Source organism: Microscilla marina ATCC 23134 (assembly GCF_000169175.1).
In the GTDB taxonomy this organism is placed as follows: domain Bacteria; phylum Bacteroidota; class Bacteroidia; order Cytophagales; family Microscillaceae; genus Microscilla; species Microscilla marina.
On record NZ_AAWS01000021.1, the window covers coordinates 74597 to 91323 of the forward strand.

Consider the following 16727-nt stretch of genomic DNA (forward strand, 5'->3'; position numbering starts at 1 on the left):
TTGATATAAGTCCCTTGCTGGATATAGTCAAAGAGGTTTTACTTTTTATATACCTGCCAAAAAACTGTAGCCATTTACATGACACCCAAAGTTGCCGTAGTAATCCTGAACTATAATGGAAGAGCTTTTCTGGAAAAATTTCTTCCCTCAGTTATCCAATATAGTGACCACCATAGCATTGTAGTAGCCGATAACGCGTCTACTGACGACTCTATTGATTTTATGAAAAACACTTACCCAGAGGTACGTCTAATAGAAATGGAAAGAAATACTGGGTTCAGCCAAGGGTACAATATTGCGCTCAAAGAAATAGAGGCTGAATATTATGTCTTGCTCAACTCCGACGTGGAAGTAACCCCACACTGGCTACAGTCTATGGTAGAGTTTATGGATGCCCACCCTCAAGTGGCAGCTTGTCAACCCAAAATTAAGGCGTTTCATCGTAAATCTGACTTTGAATATGCCGGGGCTGCCGGAGGTTTTATAGATAAGTTGGGCTACCCGTTTTGCCGGGGACGCATCTTTGACGAGATAGAAGCAGACAAAGGGCAGTACAACGATGTTTATGAAATATTTTGGGCAACAGGTGCTTGTATGTTTGTGAGGGCATCACTTTATTGGCAACAAGGCGGCTTAGACAATGATTTTTTTGCTCACATGGAGGAGATTGACTTATGCTGGAGGTTCAAAAATGCAGGCTATCAGGTATATTATGTCGGAACCAGCGAAGTGTACCATGTAGGGGGGGGCACATTGCCCAAGTCTAACCCTCGCAAAACTTTCCTCAATTTTAGAAACAACCTGGCTTTGTTGTACAAAAACTTACCAAAAGGCAAAGTATGGACTACCCTATGCTGGCGTTTTTGGTTAGATGGAGTGGCTTGGTTACATTTTATGCTCAAAGGGCAGGTAAAAGACGCTTTGGCTATTTCGAAGGCTTATTGGAAATTTTATACCAACGTAAGGTTTTGGCAAAAGAAGCGAAAAAGCAACCCAAATTATTCAATACATCCGCAAATGTTGAGACAAAGTTTAGTTTTTGCGTACTTTTTTAAGAAGAAAAGAAGGTTTCATGATTTAATCTCTTAAATTTGTCGCTTTCTAAGTATTCAACCCTTTGTGCAATGTTTAAAAGTAGCTTGAGTTTCTGGCAAGTTTTATCCACCTTAAGGATTAAATATCCCAAACAGAAGGATGTTTACCCTTACGGAAATGTTTACGCATGTTCATAACAAACGCAATAGAGAGATAAATGATAATGGGTGAGCCAAATGTTAAAAAGGAGGTATAAATAAAGAATAGTCGGATGCTTGATTTTGCTATCCCCATCTTTTCTCCTAAAAATGTGCAAACTCCAAAAGCTTGTTTCTCAAAAAATGATTGAATTCGCTGTATCATAACCGATAAAGTGAACTAGGAACTGTACAAAATAGCGATTTTTTTTTTTATTTTACAAAAAATAAGTATTAAAATTGCATCAGCAATAAACTACTTTAAAAGTTAAAAAACCTAAATTTTTTTAAATCATGAGTCAAATGAAAAGAAGCTTACTGGGACTTACGTTTCTGTTTGCTATTGCATTTGTAACAGGATGTAGTGATCCTCTTGCAGAAATGGCCAAGTTAGCGGAGCAACAACAACTCACGGTAGAGCCTAACCCTCTTGAATTGCATGGAAGTAATGTAGGATTTACTTTGTCAGCAAAGTTACCCGTAAAAATGATGAAAAAAGGCACTAAGTATGCCTTAGAAGTAGCTTACGCTTCTGGCGATGCTACTAAATTTGTAAAGGGTAAAGATCCTGCAGATAAAACCAATGCTGGAACCATTGAATTTGATGGTGATAAGTATGCTGGTGGAACTGAAGAGCCAAAAATCAGCAAAAAAATGAACTTTGCTTACGAAGAAAAGCATGAGCAAGGTTTCGTTATCATTTATGGTGTAGCCAGCAAAGGTAAAAAAAGCAAAAGATTTGGTCCTATTGGTGTAATGAGCGCTGGTAGCCCTGTAGTAGGTGTAGCTACTACCAGCCGTTTGGTTAAAAATCCCGTAGATGGTATTTCTAACGCTGCTGGTAAAAGCCCATTTGCTTACGCTCAGGATGGTTGGACAAAAGAAAGTGATAAAACTACTTCTTACAACATCAACTTTGAGCAAGGAAGCGCTCGCGTAACCGCCACCACTGGTGACAATAAAAATACAATTGATCTTGCCAAAGCTGCTTTCAAAGCAATGGCTTCTCAGTTTGAAAACGTTGATAACATCCCTGAGTTCAAAGCAAATGGGGCAAGCTCTCACTCTCCTGAAGGACGTGTAGCCATCAACCAAAACTTGCCAGGTCAGCGTTCAAGCGCAGTTGGTAATCAAATGAAGATGATGATGAAAGCTTTTGATTATGGTAAGAAAGTAAAGAAGTTTGACTTTCAGTTTGATAACAAAACTTTGGAAGCTACCTGGCCAGAATTCAAAACTTTGGTACAAGGAAGTTCTTTGAACGATGACCAAAAGACTGAGGTAGTAGGTATCGTAGACGGAAGCGGTGGATTTGTAGAAAAAGAAAAGAAACTACAAGGCCTTGCTTACTACAATACAATGATGGACGAGATTTACCCAAAAATGCGTTACGCAAAAATGGACATCACTGTGCCAGGTACTACTAAGTCTAAAGCTGACATGGAGAACATGTTGGATAAAATTGTAAAAGGAGAAGAGCCAGCAGACAAATTGACTGAGACTGAGTTCTTGTATATGGCTGCCAACAACCCTAACTACACCAACCGTGTAAAATGGTTAGAAAAAGCAGTAACTAAATATGATACCTGGAAAGTAAACAACAACTTGGGTGCTGCTTACTTAGATGTAGCCTTATTGACCAAAGACAACTCTTATGTTGATAAAGCATTGGCTTCTTTTGAAAAGGCAAAAGGTAAAAAAGAATCAGGTGAGATTTACTACAACATGGGAATGGCTTACTTGATGAAAGGTGACAACGCCAAAGCAGAAGAGTCTTTTAAGAAAGCCGTAGAAATAGGAGCGGGTGACAACCCTGCGATGACTGGATTGTTGAATGGAATCAAAGGTTACTATGCGATTCAGCAGGCTACTTCTCGCGACGATGGCAAATACAAAGAAGCTTATGAGTTGTTAGCCAGTGCAGCCAGTACTGTACCTAACTATTTCAACAAAGGTTTGGCTTACTTGTTAGAAGCCAACGACTACGAGCAAGCAAAGGCTTCGTTCAATGCTGCGGCAAAAATGAATGATAAAGATGCCACTACTTTCTATGCATTGGCAGTAGTAGCTGCTCGTCAGGGCAACGAAGGAGAGCTTACTCAAAACTTGAAAAAAGCAGTAGAATTGAAGAGTGACTTGAAGGCAAAAGCGTTGAAAGATGCAGAATTCTTTAAGTACAAAACCAAGGCTTCATTTATGGATGCTATCAAGTAATGTTGATTTTAAAGGGGCATTTACAAACTGGATACTTTGATAAATTATTTACTTGAAGCATACCATTTGTAACTTGCTACTTAAAATATACAAAGCCTGTTCTGAAAAGAGCAGGCTTTTTTTCTTTAGAAGAATGGCAATAGTTACCTGAGCTGATATGTTATTTTTAGTGCAACAGCAAGCATTGTAACTTACTTTATTTTTTACTACTTTTGGTTGAAGGCAAGCAATGCAGTTTGCTTTATAATTACACCTTTAAAAACGATTTACCCACCATTTACACGTTTTAATAAGCTGACTTGATGCAAGGACCCGACCCTAACACCGTGTATCCATTGACACATTATGACCGTTTGTGTTTTTTGAAAAACATTATTAAAAACCCCCACATCATAGTGGGTGACTATACTTATTATGATGATTTTGAGAATGTAGAAAACTTTGAAAAAAATGTAAAGTATCATTTTGATTTTATGGGTGACCAACTCATTATTGGGAAGTTTTGTATGGTAGCTTCCGACGTACAGTTTATTATGAACGGAGCCAATCATCTGACTGATGCTATATCTACTTACCCATTTGCTGTTTTTGGCAGTGGGTGGGAAGGAGCAATGGAAGGTAAAAACTACCCTAGTAAAGGCAACATCTCCATTGGCAATGATGTGTGGTTGGGGTATAAAGCCACCATAATGGCAGGAGTAACTATTGGCGATGGAGCTATCGTTGGTAGTCACGCAGTTGTCACCAAAGATGTGCCACCTTATGCTATAGTAGGAGGCAATCCGGCAAAAGAAATTCGCCTCCGTTTTGCTCCGGAAGTAGTCAGCCAATTGTTGAAAATACAATGGTGGAATTGGGATTTGGAAAAAATTACCCGAAATGTTCATTTATTGACTAGCAACGATGCAGAAGCATTGAATAGTTGCAAATAATTGACTTTCCACAAAAGCATAAGCGTATGTTTAGCTTTGCAAAGTATTGAAAGTAAGGCAAAAAACTAATTTTTAAACATATTCTAAAGCATAAAGAAAACCGCCACCTGTAAACCTAAATGGGGCAACATAAATTACAGGGTATTGCGGGTGATTGCCCTAAACGGTTCGATTCCGTGCTTGTATTGGTTACACAAATCTTGACTCATAATCAAGACGTTTGAACAACGGTTCGTTTAGTAGAAGAAACTGATGCCCTTTGTGGGTTTGTAAAGCAGAGGATACCGTAAAACCACGTTTTACTCAATTTGTTTTCCCCCGTAAAGGGTCTTCTTCTATATATGTTTTTCAGAAAGGAGACTAGAGTGAAATTTAGATTTAAACTGCATTATAAAAAACAAGTGTGGCCCAATCATAAAGGCTACTTGTATATCAATCAGAAGTTTGATCGTACAGTAGAATCAGGAGTGTATAAATTCTCCAAATTCTCGGACAATGTTGTTGACATTTATCCAATACCAATGGTTAATCAATGGATTTCGATAGTAAACCAGGAGGTGCTCACTCAAGATAACATCTCATTGCGTGTGTCTTACGAAATAGAGTTTAAAGTTACAGATTATGGAGCATTTCGTCCCTACGCAAATTTGTCAACAGGCAACGCGTATAATACAAACATATTTACAAATATCAATCTGCAAATAAGAAATATAGCCCAAACATTGGTGCGTAACACATTGGCAAGTGCTCAAAGTGAGTTGCTCAACGAACAGCGTGGAGAACTATTAGGCAACTTAAAACACAATATTCAGCAACAACTGGTTAATCAGGGAGTGGAGATAACCCAAGTTTTGCTGAATAATATTATGTTTCCTAAAAAGATACAAGAGCTGTTTGCTCAACAACTAGAGGCAAATATTCGCGCCAAAGCCGATTTAGACAAAGCGCGCACTCAGGTGGCTACGGCAAGAGCTTTGAAAAATGCGGCTGACTTGATGAGTGATAACGAAAACATCAAGTTTTTGAAAATGATGGAAACAATTACCCAAATTGCTGCTTCGGGCAAGCATACCTTTATGATAGGCGGGGAGCTGTACCAGCCAAGCGACAAAAAATAAATAGATGTAGACCTAATTTACAGGCATTGAATTGGAAGGTATTAATTCAGGTAGTTAAAACAAAGATTTTGAATGCAGTAAATGGCTAGCTAGTGCTCTGGCTTCTGAGTAGGTAAAGTAGAAATTTTGATGGATTAACTACGTTGAGCTCGCGAAAAGCTCGGTTTTGGTTACTGGCGATCTTCAAAAATTGAGCATAGCCGTAGCTATGGGATATTTTTGAAGAGAAGCTAGTGAACAAAAGGCGTGAAATAGCGCTTTACATATTTAGTGTCCAGAGTACTAGATAAATGCCATAACCAAAATGACTAAACCAAGCAATCATACATTTTTGATAGGAGGAGAGGTTTGTAAGCTCAAAGGTAGTCCTACCTTTAACCGTGTATGATTGAAAAAGCTTTCTAAAACCTTAAAAACAGTGTTTAAAAGCATTTTTTTAGATGTAAAAAAATAAACGAGTCATTTGTTTTTTGTAGCCAATGACAAAGGATGTTTACTTTGATTTACTTTGAAAATCAGGTAGTTACCTGTTTTTTGTTCACTAGTGACAATTTCCATACACACTTTAATGTGGTGCTACCAGCTCAAACATAAGAAGTAATACTTTTATAATCAGATATTTATAATAAAAAGCACCGTGACAACTCGTGGTGCTTTTTATTTGCCTTCAAGCCCATAATTTCTTTGTTTTAGGGCTATTCAGTGAAAACCTGAGAAACAGAGTAATAAAAAAGTAGTAATATTGCCCTGATAACTCGCCTGTGTGCACGGGCAATGCTGGTATAGTTCAATAGACATGCCTGTTTATTCATATTACATTATAAAAACAAGCTTTTAACAAATGCTGAAAGGTAAAAAAATACTGTTGTCAGTAAGCGGAAGCATAGCCGCTTACAAGTCAGCCTTATTAACCCGATTGTTAGTAAAAGAAGGTGCAGAAGTGAAAATTATTATGACCGAAGCAGCTCAAGGTTTTATCACTCCTCTTACTTTGTCTACCCTCTCCAAAAATCCAGTATTGTCAGATTTTGTAAAAGACAAAACCGGAACTTGGAACAATCACGTAGATTTAGGACTTTGGGCTGATGTAATGCTGATAGCACCTGCCACTGCCAATGTGTTGGCAAAGTGTGCTCATGGGGTGTGCGATAACCTTTTGCAGGCTACCTATCTTTCGGCAAGGTGTCCGGTGTTGTTTGCCCCGGCTATGGATCTTGACATGTACCAGCATCCCTCTACTCAAAATAACCTTAAGCTTTTACAAGCTTTTGGCAACACCGTTATTCCTTCCGAGCATGGCGAGCTTGCCAGTGGGTTGGTAGGGCAAGGACGAATGGCAGAACCTGAGCATATTGTGGCTTTTTTGACTTCTATATTTGCCCAAGAACAACCTCTGGCAGGCATTAAAGCTATAGTAACTGCAGGCCCTACTTATGAAGCTATAGACCCAGTGCGTTATATTGGAAACCATTCTACTGGTAAAATGGGGTACGCAATTGCTGAGCGCCTTGCCGAACAAGGCGCAGAGGTTACGCTGGTAAGCGGACCAAGTAAGTTGAGCCTCATCCATCCCAGAGTAAATATAGTAAGGGTAACCTCAGCCCAACAAATGTTTGAAGCTACCCGTGCACAATTTGACCAATCAAGGGCCGTTGTATTGGCAGCAGCAGTAGCCGATTTTACCCCAAAAACTGTGGCAAACCAAAAAATCAAGAAGAAAGAAGGGCAGGAGGGAATGCAAATTGAGCTGGTGCGTACAGTAGATATTGCCCAAACCCTAGGAGCTATTAAACGAAATGACCAGGTGATTACAGGCTTTGCTATGGAAACCCAGGATGAGTTAGCAAATGCCAATCGCAAGTTGGAAAAGAAAAACTTTGATATGATAGTACTAAATTCTTTAAATGAAAAAGGGGCAGGTTTTGGGCATGACACCAACAAGGTTACTATTATAGAAAGAGGTAAAGATGCTGTAAATCAGTTGCCTTTGAAGTCTAAAAAAGAAGTTGCGAGTGATATTGTGAAATTGATAGAGACAAAACTAAAGGGCAATTAAATAATTTTTTTTTAAATAATACAATAATTAGACTAATAAAACGGTTCTTAGTATAGACACATAGGCTCTTCTATGGGATTATCAGCAAGTTTATTGTTGATAGTTTTAACAAAGTAAGTTTTAGTAAAAGTTTGAAGATAGTTTCGCTGAAAAGGTAGATTTTTTTAAAATCTGCCTTTTTTTATTATACCCTATACAAAATATTATGCCAAGTATGGGGTGTTTCTAAATAATCATTGATCTAAACGAATGATTTGCCCCTCCTGTGCTATATTAAACCCCTGTTTGTTTACTTCTTTTCTTTCTTTACTATCAGGGTTGATCAATGGATTGGTATGGTTGAGGTGAATAAAATAAACTTTAGATTTTTCTGAGGTAGGCATATCTTTCAACAAAGCGGTGGTTTCTTCTACAAATGGATGAGGAATTTGTGACATATCGCGGTTCGCTATTTCACCATTTTTATAAAAAGTACCATCAATTAAAGCAATGTCTATTGTTTTAATTACTTCTGTCAATTTTAGCTCCCACTTTTGCCATTTATTAATATCAGGAATAAACAACACTGTTTTTTTACTACCCTTTATTTGATACCCCACTGTTTCGGTAAACTCACCACGATGAGGCACTTGTATAGGCGTGATTTGGATTTGTTGGCTTAACTGAAGGCTGGAGTCTGCCTGAATAGGTTGGAGATGAATGTTTTTCAAATTCACTAATTGACTCCAGGGACCATTATTGGTGAGGTATTGCCTCATTCGTGGCATAACGTATACCGATACTCCTTGGGCTCCTATGGCTTCTCTTCCCAAGTGTATAAGTCCACTATAGTGTCCTATGTGACCGTGGGTAAGGAAAATGCCCTGAGGAAGCATAGACTTTGAAGCCTGAAACTTATTCAATACCTGTAATTGTTCACGAAAATCAGGGGTAGCTTCTATCATCCACTTTTTGCCTTCTTGTTGGTCTACAACCCCCAGGCTTACGGCAAGTTTTTTCTTGTGAGTGTTTTGCCATACATCTTTACAACAATCTTTAGTACAACCTGCCTGTGGATACCCTGCGTCTTGTGCTATGCCAAGCACTACCAAGTATTGTTGAGCTTTGACAGGCGTTGGTTGAGTATTATTTGGTTGGGTTTGTTTTGTTGTAGTATTGGTAGAGGAGCGATGGCAGGCAGTCAGGGCTGTAATAAATACAGAGCAAATAAGTAGTAATGACTTCATGGAAATAAATAATTAATTTATGTGTTTGAGCAAAGCTAAATAAAACAGAAAAAATAAAGTGCTTCAAGGAAATAAAATACTTGTTTATTTCAACTTATATCGATCAGTGGTGATGTTTGGTAGAGTAGGTTATTTTTGCAGTTTTACCAAACTCACAGGGTTGTTTAGAATCAGTCAACTGAAGTTCAGCCAAAGTTTTGTATTTGTTATTTTACGTCAACTACACGTGTTGGAGATCGGTTGAAAAGTAGTGGAGTATCTTCTTTTGCCCTTGGGCTAAAACAATCAATATAGTTACAAAGTTTTCATTGGACTTGATCATCTAAACTTGCCTTAATTCATGAGCTATCAGTTGTTTTTGTTGTAATCTTTAGTAAGTAGCCAACTTAAATATGAAATATAATCAATTAGGGCGCTCGAGCCTGCAAGTAAGCCAAATAGCTTTTGGGTGTATGTCGTTACAAAGTACGCAAGCCCAACCAGTACGTGTTGTAAGAGAAGCCTTAGACTTGGGGATTAATTTTTTTGATACTGCCGATTTATACGAGCAAGGTAAAAATGAAATTTTACTAGGCCGTGCCTTGGGGCAAAAACGCCAAGAAGTAATTATTGCTACCAAAGTAGGCAATCAGTGGAATGCAGAAGGCACTGCCTGGAACTGGAACCCACGTAAAGACTACATCATCACCGCCATAGAAAATAGCCTAAAGCGTCTTAGTACTGATTATATAGACTTATACCAACTGCATGGAGGTACTATAGACGACCCCATAGATGAGGTAATAGAAGCGTTTGAGCAATTGAAAACCCACGGTAAAATAAGGGCTTATGGTATTTCGTCTATTCGTCCTAATGTAATCAGAGAATATGTAAGCCGCTCGAATATTGACAGTGTAATGATGCAATATAGTTTACTCGATCGTCGCCCTGAAGAAACTTGCTTAGACTTACTCTACCAGCGTCAGGTATCAGTAATTACCCGTGGATCGCTTGCTAAAGGCTTGCTTGCAGGCAAATCTGCTCAGTCGTATTTAGATCATTCAACAACAGTTATACAAAATGTGGCGGCAACAATACAAAAAATAGGGAGTAAAAATCAGATAACCCCAGCCCTTACAGCTTGTCAATATGTGTTGCAAAAACCTGTGGTGGCTTCAGCAGTAGTGGGGTTTCGCACCAATGAGCAACTAAGAGATTGCACTAATGGAAACCAAGTGCCTGCTTTGACAACAGACGATTATGCAATGCTGCAAAATAGTGTGGCTCCCAGCCAGTATACCGCTCACCGATAAAAAATAAGTGAGACATACAATAGGGAAGTTGTAAACAAGTGCGTATTTTATGATTTCTCACGGGACATGAGTGCTTTACTAAAAAAAAACATTTGAGTTCTGGAAATAAACCTGGTTTTTATGAAGAAGGCTTCTACCGATATTTATGATCCACAATATGTCAAAGGCATGTTTGATCGTATGTCTAAGACCTATGGTACTGCCAACTATTTGTCTTCTTTTGGCTTTACCGAAAGGTGGCGGCGGCAGTGTATCAGTGATTTGCCGCCCATTGGTTCTCAGGCCAAAGGCTATGACCTCATGTCGGGCATGGGAGAAGCCTGGGGGGTGATTCAACGCAAAGTAGGTAGTCAGGGGCAGATTATCGCGGTAGACATTTCAGACGAAATGAACCGAAAAGCGGGTGAACGTCTACAGCAACTCAAGGTGAAAAATATAACCCTCCAACCACTTGATGTATTACAAGGTGAACTGAAGGGTAATTCAGTCGATTTTGTAGTGTCTACTTTTGGTATCAAAACCTTCAACGTTGTCCAACAACAGCGGCTCGCCCAGCAAATAGCCCATGTATTGGCACCAGGTGGGGCTTTTGCCCTTATAGAAATATCAAAACCCAACAGTTGGTTGCTGAAACCTTTTTATATGTTTTACCTCAAAGTAATTATTCCATTCATTGGGAGGGTGTTTTTGGGCAATGCGACCGATTATCAAATGTTGGGTAAATATTGCAGCGACTTTGGTGATGCCCGTCAGTTTCATCGTTTTTTACTTGAAGCCGGACTAGATGCGCATTTTAAGACTTATTTTTTTGGTTGTGCTACAGGAGTGTTTGGCACAAAGCAGTTATCTTTTAGTAGTTAATATATTTGTTGATGCTATGTGAAGCCATCTTTGGTGAAACGCTCAATGTTTCAAAGAAGTGGGTGGAATATAGACAAGGTTAATCAAAAATTACGATCATTATGAGCGCATACAGACGAGTATCTTATGTAGGAGTTGTGTTGTTTATTTTAGGAGGTGGAGTAGCCATCTATGGCTTTACGTTTTGGCAAAAAACCCAGAACCTGAAAAAAAATGGTATTAGAACGAAAGGCACAGTATATGAGATAGGCTCCAAGGCAATTTACCGCTTTCCTTTTGTGAAGTTTACAACCAAAAAAGACGAAGAAATCAGATTTAGAAGTAAACTGGAAGTAAACGTAGACTTGTTTAATTATAAAATAGGTCAGGAGGTAGATGTAATTTATCACAAATACAACCCTCACAATGCCCGTATAGATAAATTTTGGGAAAATAACATGGCCGAACTTTACCTGACTCTACTTGGGGTTATTATAATGTTTGTAGGTCTAATGGTGCGTTGGTTTTTTATTCGTAAAGTACGTAGACAAGCCCGCTATTAGTAAGACTCGTATAAGAGCTGTATTGCATTTGGATAACAAATATTCAAGGCTGGATAGCTATATTCCGATATGTAAAAAAGAACTTATGGCCGTTGTTGTGTACTTTAGGTGTCCACTCAATAGTGATTTAAGGAAAAGAGTTCATTATCATAAAAATAAATGTAACCCTTGATAGAGGAACGCAGCATTACTTAACACCCAAAAATAAAACCCTAATTATGTAAGTATTTAGGGTTTACTTACTCTAGGGGTTTTTTACTCTTATATTCCTGCTATTTTGTCAATTGTTCTTTCCCAAAACATTGTATAGGTAAAGTTGAGCTATCTGAAATTAATAACTGAATAAAATTTATAAAGTGCAATTTTAATTTTATTGTAAGCGCCACATTTCCCTTCTTTTTAGTAGTATTCATAGGTTTCAACTTATGTTTTGTAAGTTCTTGTGTCTCATGTTAAGTTTAAGTGTTTTTTTACTATCAACTTACCTCACTTTCCTTTGTTTTCTTTAGGTTTTTAGACCATTAAAAACTATTCAGTTGGTGATAAAAACCTTTGTTTTATTAGGTGAATCATAGAGTGTTTAAATATATTATTTTGTATTAAATTATTATGGGTTTATGAATGTTATTTTAAATCATTTTTTATGGTTTTGTGAAAGCTGAAATAAAGTTTTGTTTTTTTAGATGTATTTCTACCTTTGCGCCCAGATTGTTACATATAATATTGATTATATGTGGTAATTAAGGAAAGGTATAATAATATACACATCACAACTAACAAACCATTAAAACATGTTATTTTTAAAGAAAATTGTATTATTTGTAGTTTTTACTGCTTTTATAGTAAGCTGTGCTAAAAAAGAGAATGTAGCCCCTGCTAAGGTAAAGCAATCACAAAAATCAGGTGAGTTAAAAACCGTTTTGGACAATGCTCAGGCAAACCCAAATGCCAGAACAAGTGGGGCGATTCAACTAGGTATTCCTTTTGAGATTGGATTAGATGACATTCGCTATTCATTGGATGCAAGATTTGTGATTCGTCTTGATAATGTACAAGATGCAAGATGTCCAAAAGGTATGATGTGTGTACGCGCTGGTGGAGCTAAAGTATCGTTTTCGGCTTACCAAGGTCAGTATTTTAATTTTGATCTTGAAACTGTAAACGTATTGCCTACCTCTGCACCTGTACAGAGAACTTTTAATGGTTATACTTTAAAGCTGATAGATGTAAACCCTTATCCGGCAGTGAATATAAAGTTTCCAAAAAGCGCCTACAAAGCCACTTTAGTACTTACCAAAGATGCAGCACCTGTAAAAGTTGTTTTAAATACTCCTTTCGAGTTGAAGTTGGGAGCAAATGCCAGGTTTAGAAATGGCGCAATCGACCTTGAATTCAAAGAGGTAATGGAAGATAGCAGATGCCCAGAGGGAACCAACTGTATATCTGCTGGCAGAGTAAAATTGTTGTTTGTTGCCAATAATGACCAAAAAATGGATTTAACTCTTGAAGCAGGTAAACCTCAGTTGGCAAGGTTTGACTACCAAGGTTTTACCATCGAACTATTAAAAGTAGTACCTTACCCAGTAGCAGGTACAACAAACCAAGGTATATACAAGGCTACCCTTGTTATTACCCAATCACCTTCTTTTGGTAACGAGTTTGAAATGAGCTATGGAACTACTGTCAACATCAAGGATTTTGATCTTACCTTCAACGAGGTAGAAGATAGCAGATGTCCTGAAGGTGCACAGTGCATTTGGGCAGGCAATGTAAAAGTAAACTTCAAAGTAGGTGGGTTTGGATTTACATTGACTAAAGAAGCTGGAAAACCTGAGTTGGCTCAGACCACTATCAATGACTATGTAGTTAAGTTGGTAGAAGTAACCCCTTACCCTAGTGTAGGTACTACCATCAACAAAGCCAATTATAGAGCAAAAGTAATAGTAACTAAAGCTAACTAATATTATCAGGTTTTAGAGAAAAAAACTGGGATAAATATATTTTCCTCACAAAGTACCAAGGTAGGCGCTTTGTGGGGATTTTTTATGCGTGTATGTGCCTATTATAATAGAGTATATTTCCTTTTTAATGAACTCACTATCAGTATTTAGTAGTGGTACAATAGGCGAGCCGACTTTTAATATAGTAATTTTTTCTGATATAAAAAAACAGTAAGGAATAACCAAAAAATATAAGCTTAAAACCTCAACATTTAGAATAAAAAAGTGGTTAGATAGCATATAACTTTTCTTTTATTTTTTGAAAAATAAAAAAGAAATAGTGGAATGCACCAGTAAATCAATCATAATACTAATGGCACTATAGCGAGATGTATTATTTCACTTTATTAAAATATTCTTGCATTATGAAAATACTATCTAACACTATTTTATTCTTACTCATTACAAACTTTACTTTTGCTCAATATACTCCAAAAAAGGATGAGATTAAATACCTGGAAGACCACAAAAAGTTAAGGCTAAGCCTGAGAGGTGGAATGAGCTTTTTGACGGGGAGCAATACTGGAGAAGCCAATGCCAACCTAAGCGAAGCAAGAGAGCAGATGCAGTCGGGGCTACAGTATGGAGCCGATTTATATTATTTTACTAGTGAGTTTACAGGTTGGGGGATCAAGTTTGCTTCATTTCAGTCAAGTGCTACTACCACAGTATCGGTATTACAAAACAATAGTGCCTCTGCCACCAAAGACTATGCAGAGAATATGGTAAATCTATTTTATGGACCTTCGTTTACTACACGCATCTTATCAAACAATGCCAAAAATATATATACCCTGGGGTTTGCTATGGGGTATGTAGATTATACCAATCGGGTAAATTTCTTTGGGGATGACTTTGTGGTCAAATCAAACGCCTTTGGGCTTACCTGGACAGCAGGATGGGATTTGATGTTTAGCCAAAATCTGGGAATTGGTCTGGCTTTGTCTTATACTATGGGTACCTTAAGCAGGTTTACAGCTGACGGGGCAAGCTCTACACAGTTAACAAGCCTTAACGAAACTCTTTCTTCTGATATTTCTCGTTTTGAAGTAACCCTGGGGTTATCAATTTATAAATAATTGATGGTATTAGTTTTAATCCAACAAACGGCTTGCTTTAGCCGTTTACAACAACAACTATTCACAGAGTTATCACGTAGTTAAAAAAAATGACTACTAAACAATCATTTCATTATGACCCAACAAGAGATATTAGACAGATTCGGTAGTTTGGAAAAGTTGATTACGGACACCAACTTCCGAAACGCCCTCAAAAAAGATCCTCGTAAAGCCCTTGCACAAGAACTTTCTGGTGTGACCATTCCTGATAATGTAAGCCTCATCGTGCATGAGAACACCACCAATGAAATGCACATTATTTTATTGCCTGATGCTGAAGTTTCGGGAGAAGACATGCCCGATGATGACCCAATGGAAGTGGTGTTAGACAAGGCAATGGCAGATAAAAGTTTCAAAGATTTGCTGATGATAGACCCCAAAGGTGTGTTGGCAAAAGAGCTTCCAGATTTTTATGTACCTGACGAGTTTAAGGTATATTTTCACGAAAATACAGCGACCGAATGGCACTTGTTGATTCCATCGTTGGAAACTGAAGATGAAGATGGTGAGCTAAGTGAAGATGAGCTTGAGGCAGTTGCCGGAGGAGCTGGACGAAGGCGCCGCCGCCGCCGCCGTGGCCCCCATATTGGTCGTCGTCGTGGAGGCAAAGGTCCTCGTTGCCGTAAGAGAAGATTCCGTTAAACATCATTATATATTTTAATCCATTATTCAATAGATAAAAGACTTTCTGCATTTTGTGGAAAGTCTTTTTTATTTGTATGGGTTTTGGTTTATTTTATGCTAACTGTTCACAAGCAAGTGTTAACCCAACATTGGTTTTGCATGACAAGTTTAGGTCAAATGTTCAACATCACTCACTAACTGTCGCTTGTCACTAATCACTTAAGTTGCTACTATTTAAACAATTAATCAACAAAATACATGGCTGACACAAAAAAACAGGTTTTTCGGGAAAAGGCTTTAGAACGCTTGTCTTCGCCCGATAACATACAAGAGTTGGTACAGGTGACATCTACCCGTAGTTGGTTGGCTCTGATTGCCTTGGGTGGGCTTATCTTTGCCTTGTTGTTGTGGAGTTTCTTTGGTGAGCTACCCAAAACTGTCAGGGGTAAGGGCATATTGATTCAATCGGGAGGCATTGCTGACATTACTTCTATGGGCTCAGGTATTGTAGGCCAGGTATTGGTGCGCGAAGGTGAAAGTGTTTCTAAGAATGACACCATTGCCATTGTAGCACAACCAGAACTAAGACTGCAAATAGAAAACGCTCAAGAAAAGCTGACCTACCTGAAAGAAAAGCGTAACCGAATTATCAATTATACCATAAAATCAGCCAGGAAAAAACAGCTACTGAAGGCAAAGTATGCATTGGAAGACAACGAACAGGGCAAAATCAAGCGGTTGCTCAAGCAGCAAGAGTTGAAGTTTAAAAACCTGGAGTTGTTACTACAGAGGAAGCGTATACCCAAAGCCGAAGTAGACAAAGCACACTTGATTTATCTGACCACTAAAACCCGTTACGACTCATTAGAAACAGTGTTACAGCGTTATAACCAACAAATTTTTGCCTTGCCAGGGGTAAAAGACCAAGAGTTGGAAACACTAGAGTCAGATATAAATGACTTGAGAGGGAATATCAGTGAAATGAACGTAAAGTTTAATCTACTGACTTACATCAAAAGCTCTTACGAAGGCAAAGTGATAGAGTTGATGGCAAAAAAAGGCCAGCTTGTAGAGCAGGGGGCGCCTATTATAAGTCTTGAGGTAGAAGACCATAAGTACGAAGGTTTGGAAGCTGTGATTTATATTCCGCCCGAAGACGGTAAAAAAGTAGCTCAAGGGATGGAAGTAAAAATAGCTCCCACTACAGTCAAAATAGAAGAAACTGGTTACATCAAAGGTAAAGTAGTACAAGTGTCGGGTTACCCTTCTACCAAATATGGTATGACCCGTATCTTGGGTAATCAGGAGTTGGTGCAGGCATTTACTGGACAAGACCCTCCAATTGCGGTGTTTGTAGCTTTAGAGCAGGACTCTACTGCTTATAGTGGTTATGTATGGACCACCCAAAGATCACCTGAAATCAAGATCAATGCAGGAACCTTGTGTTCGGCAAATATTATCATTAAAAAAGAAAAACCTATAGGCTTGCTCATCCCTGGTTTGAGCAATTAA

The 16727-nt window shown here is 38.2% G+C and carries 14 protein-coding genes; 12 read left to right on the forward strand and 2 right to left on the reverse strand.

The window, feature by feature from the left end; all coding sequences use genetic code 11:
- Positions 1 to 78 precede the first annotated feature (78 nt).
- Positions 79 to 1089 carry a glycosyltransferase family 2 protein gene (locus M23134_RS19595; RefSeq protein ID WP_002699065.1) on the forward strand — a complete coding sequence of 337 codons (1011 nt, stop codon included), beginning with the start codon at positions 79 to 81 and terminating at the stop codon, positions 1087 to 1089.
- Positions 1090 to 1173: 84 nt separating this feature from the next.
- On the opposite strand, the gene M23134_RS42760 is transcribed toward M23134_RS19595, so the two are convergent.
- Complete coding sequence (locus tag M23134_RS42760) at positions 1174 to 1395, reverse strand: PspC family transcriptional regulator (RefSeq protein WP_075164046.1); 222 nt, start codon at positions 1393 to 1395, stop codon at positions 1174 to 1176.
- Between the two features lie 140 nt (positions 1396 to 1535).
- On the opposite strand from M23134_RS42760, the gene M23134_RS19600 reads away from it, so the two are divergent.
- From M23134_RS19600 to coaBC, 4 genes are all read left to right on the forward strand, one after another.
- Positions 1536 to 3446, forward strand: a complete 1911-nt coding sequence (locus M23134_RS19600; protein ID WP_075164047.1) for a tetratricopeptide repeat protein — start codon at positions 1536 to 1538, stop codon at positions 3444 to 3446.
- A gap of 302 nt (positions 3447 to 3748) precedes the next feature.
- Positions 3749 to 4378 (forward strand): CatB-related O-acetyltransferase, encoded by a 630-nt coding sequence (locus M23134_RS19605; RefSeq protein ID WP_002699067.1) that lies wholly within the window; start codon positions 3749 to 3751, stop codon positions 4376 to 4378.
- A 365-nt stretch (positions 4379 to 4743) separates the two neighbouring features.
- Positions 4744 to 5496 carry a slipin family protein gene (locus M23134_RS19610; protein ID WP_045113922.1) on the forward strand — a complete coding sequence of 251 codons (753 nt, stop codon included), beginning with the start codon at positions 4744 to 4746 and terminating at the stop codon, positions 5494 to 5496.
- 841 nt (positions 5497 to 6337) lie between these two features.
- Positions 6338 to 7552, forward strand: a complete 1215-nt coding sequence (coaBC, locus tag M23134_RS19615) for a bifunctional phosphopantothenoylcysteine decarboxylase/phosphopantothenate--cysteine ligase CoaBC (RefSeq protein WP_002699069.1) — start codon at positions 6338 to 6340, stop codon at positions 7550 to 7552.
- A gap of 233 nt (positions 7553 to 7785) precedes the next feature.
- Here coaBC and M23134_RS19620 read toward each other — a convergent pair whose 3' ends face one another.
- A complete protein-coding gene (locus M23134_RS19620) occupies positions 7786 to 8778 on the reverse strand; it encodes an MBL fold metallo-hydrolase (protein ID WP_002699070.1) in 993 nt (330 codons plus the stop codon).
- 392 nt (positions 8779 to 9170) lie between these two features.
- Here M23134_RS19620 and M23134_RS19625 point away from each other — a divergent pair, with 392 nt between their 5' ends.
- The 7 genes from M23134_RS19625 to M23134_RS19660 all read left to right on the forward strand — a co-directional run bounded on the left by M23134_RS19625 (position 9171) and on the right by M23134_RS19660 (position 16727).
- Positions 9171 to 10070, forward strand: coding sequence for an aldo/keto reductase (locus M23134_RS19625; RefSeq protein ID WP_002699074.1), 900 nt, complete (start codon positions 9171 to 9173; stop codon positions 10068 to 10070).
- 120 nt (positions 10071 to 10190) lie between these two features.
- Complete coding sequence (locus M23134_RS19630) at positions 10191 to 10931, forward strand: class I SAM-dependent methyltransferase (RefSeq protein ID WP_002699075.1); 741 nt, start codon at positions 10191 to 10193, stop codon at positions 10929 to 10931.
- A 101-nt stretch (positions 10932 to 11032) separates the two neighbouring features.
- Positions 11033 to 11473 carry a DUF3592 domain-containing protein gene (locus tag M23134_RS19635; RefSeq protein WP_045113923.1) on the forward strand — a complete coding sequence of 147 codons (441 nt, stop codon included), beginning with the start codon at positions 11033 to 11035 and terminating at the stop codon, positions 11471 to 11473.
- A gap of 791 nt (positions 11474 to 12264) precedes the next feature.
- Entirely contained in the window at positions 12265 to 13434 is a 1170-nt protein-coding gene (locus tag M23134_RS38520) for a translocation/assembly module TamB domain-containing protein (protein WP_002699079.1), read from the forward strand.
- Positions 13435 to 13838: 404 nt separating this feature from the next.
- Positions 13839 to 14552: a hypothetical protein gene (locus M23134_RS19650; protein ID WP_002699082.1), complete on the forward strand. Its 714-nt coding sequence runs from the start codon at positions 13839 to 13841 to the stop codon at positions 14550 to 14552.
- A gap of 114 nt (positions 14553 to 14666) precedes the next feature.
- Positions 14667 to 15233, forward strand: coding sequence for a hypothetical protein (locus tag M23134_RS38525; protein WP_002699084.1), 567 nt, complete (start codon positions 14667 to 14669; stop codon positions 15231 to 15233).
- 240 nt (positions 15234 to 15473) lie between these two features.
- Entirely contained in the window at positions 15474 to 16727 is a 1254-nt protein-coding gene (locus M23134_RS19660; protein ID WP_002699086.1) for an NHLP bacteriocin system secretion protein, read from the forward strand.

Excerpts from the sequence above, each read along its gene's own strand:
- M23134_RS19595 (WP_002699065.1), top strand. The coding sequence starts at position 79 with ATGACACCCAAAGTTGCCGTAGTAATCCTGAACTATAATGGAAGAGCT.
- M23134_RS19600 (WP_075164047.1), top strand. The coding sequence starts at position 1,536 with ATGAAAAGAAGCTTACTGGGACTTACGTTTCTGTTTGCTATTGCATTT.
- M23134_RS19605 (WP_002699067.1), top strand. The coding sequence starts at position 3,749 with ATGCAAGGACCCGACCCTAACACCGTGTATCCATTGACACATTATGAC.
- coaBC (WP_002699069.1), top strand. The coding sequence starts at position 6,338 with ATGCTGAAAGGTAAAAAAATACTGTTGTCAGTAAGCGGAAGCATAGCC.
- M23134_RS19620 (WP_002699070.1), bottom strand. The coding sequence starts at position 8,778 with ATGAAGTCATTACTACTTATTTGCTCTGTATTTATTACAGCCCTGACT.
- M23134_RS19625 (WP_002699074.1), top strand. The coding sequence starts at position 9,171 with ATGAAATATAATCAATTAGGGCGCTCGAGCCTGCAAGTAAGCCAAATA.
- M23134_RS19630 (WP_002699075.1), top strand. The coding sequence starts at position 10,191 with ATGAAGAAGGCTTCTACCGATATTTATGATCCACAATATGTCAAAGGC.
- M23134_RS19635 (WP_045113923.1), top strand. The coding sequence starts at position 11,033 with ATGAGCGCATACAGACGAGTATCTTATGTAGGAGTTGTGTTGTTTATT.
- M23134_RS38520 (WP_002699079.1), top strand. The coding sequence starts at position 12,265 with ATGTTATTTTTAAAGAAAATTGTATTATTTGTAGTTTTTACTGCTTTT.
- M23134_RS19650 (WP_002699082.1), top strand. The coding sequence starts at position 13,839 with ATGAAAATACTATCTAACACTATTTTATTCTTACTCATTACAAACTTT.
- M23134_RS38525 (WP_002699084.1), top strand. The coding sequence starts at position 14,667 with ATGACCCAACAAGAGATATTAGACAGATTCGGTAGTTTGGAAAAGTTG.
- M23134_RS19660 (WP_002699086.1), top strand. The coding sequence starts at position 15,474 with ATGGCTGACACAAAAAAACAGGTTTTTCGGGAAAAGGCTTTAGAACGC.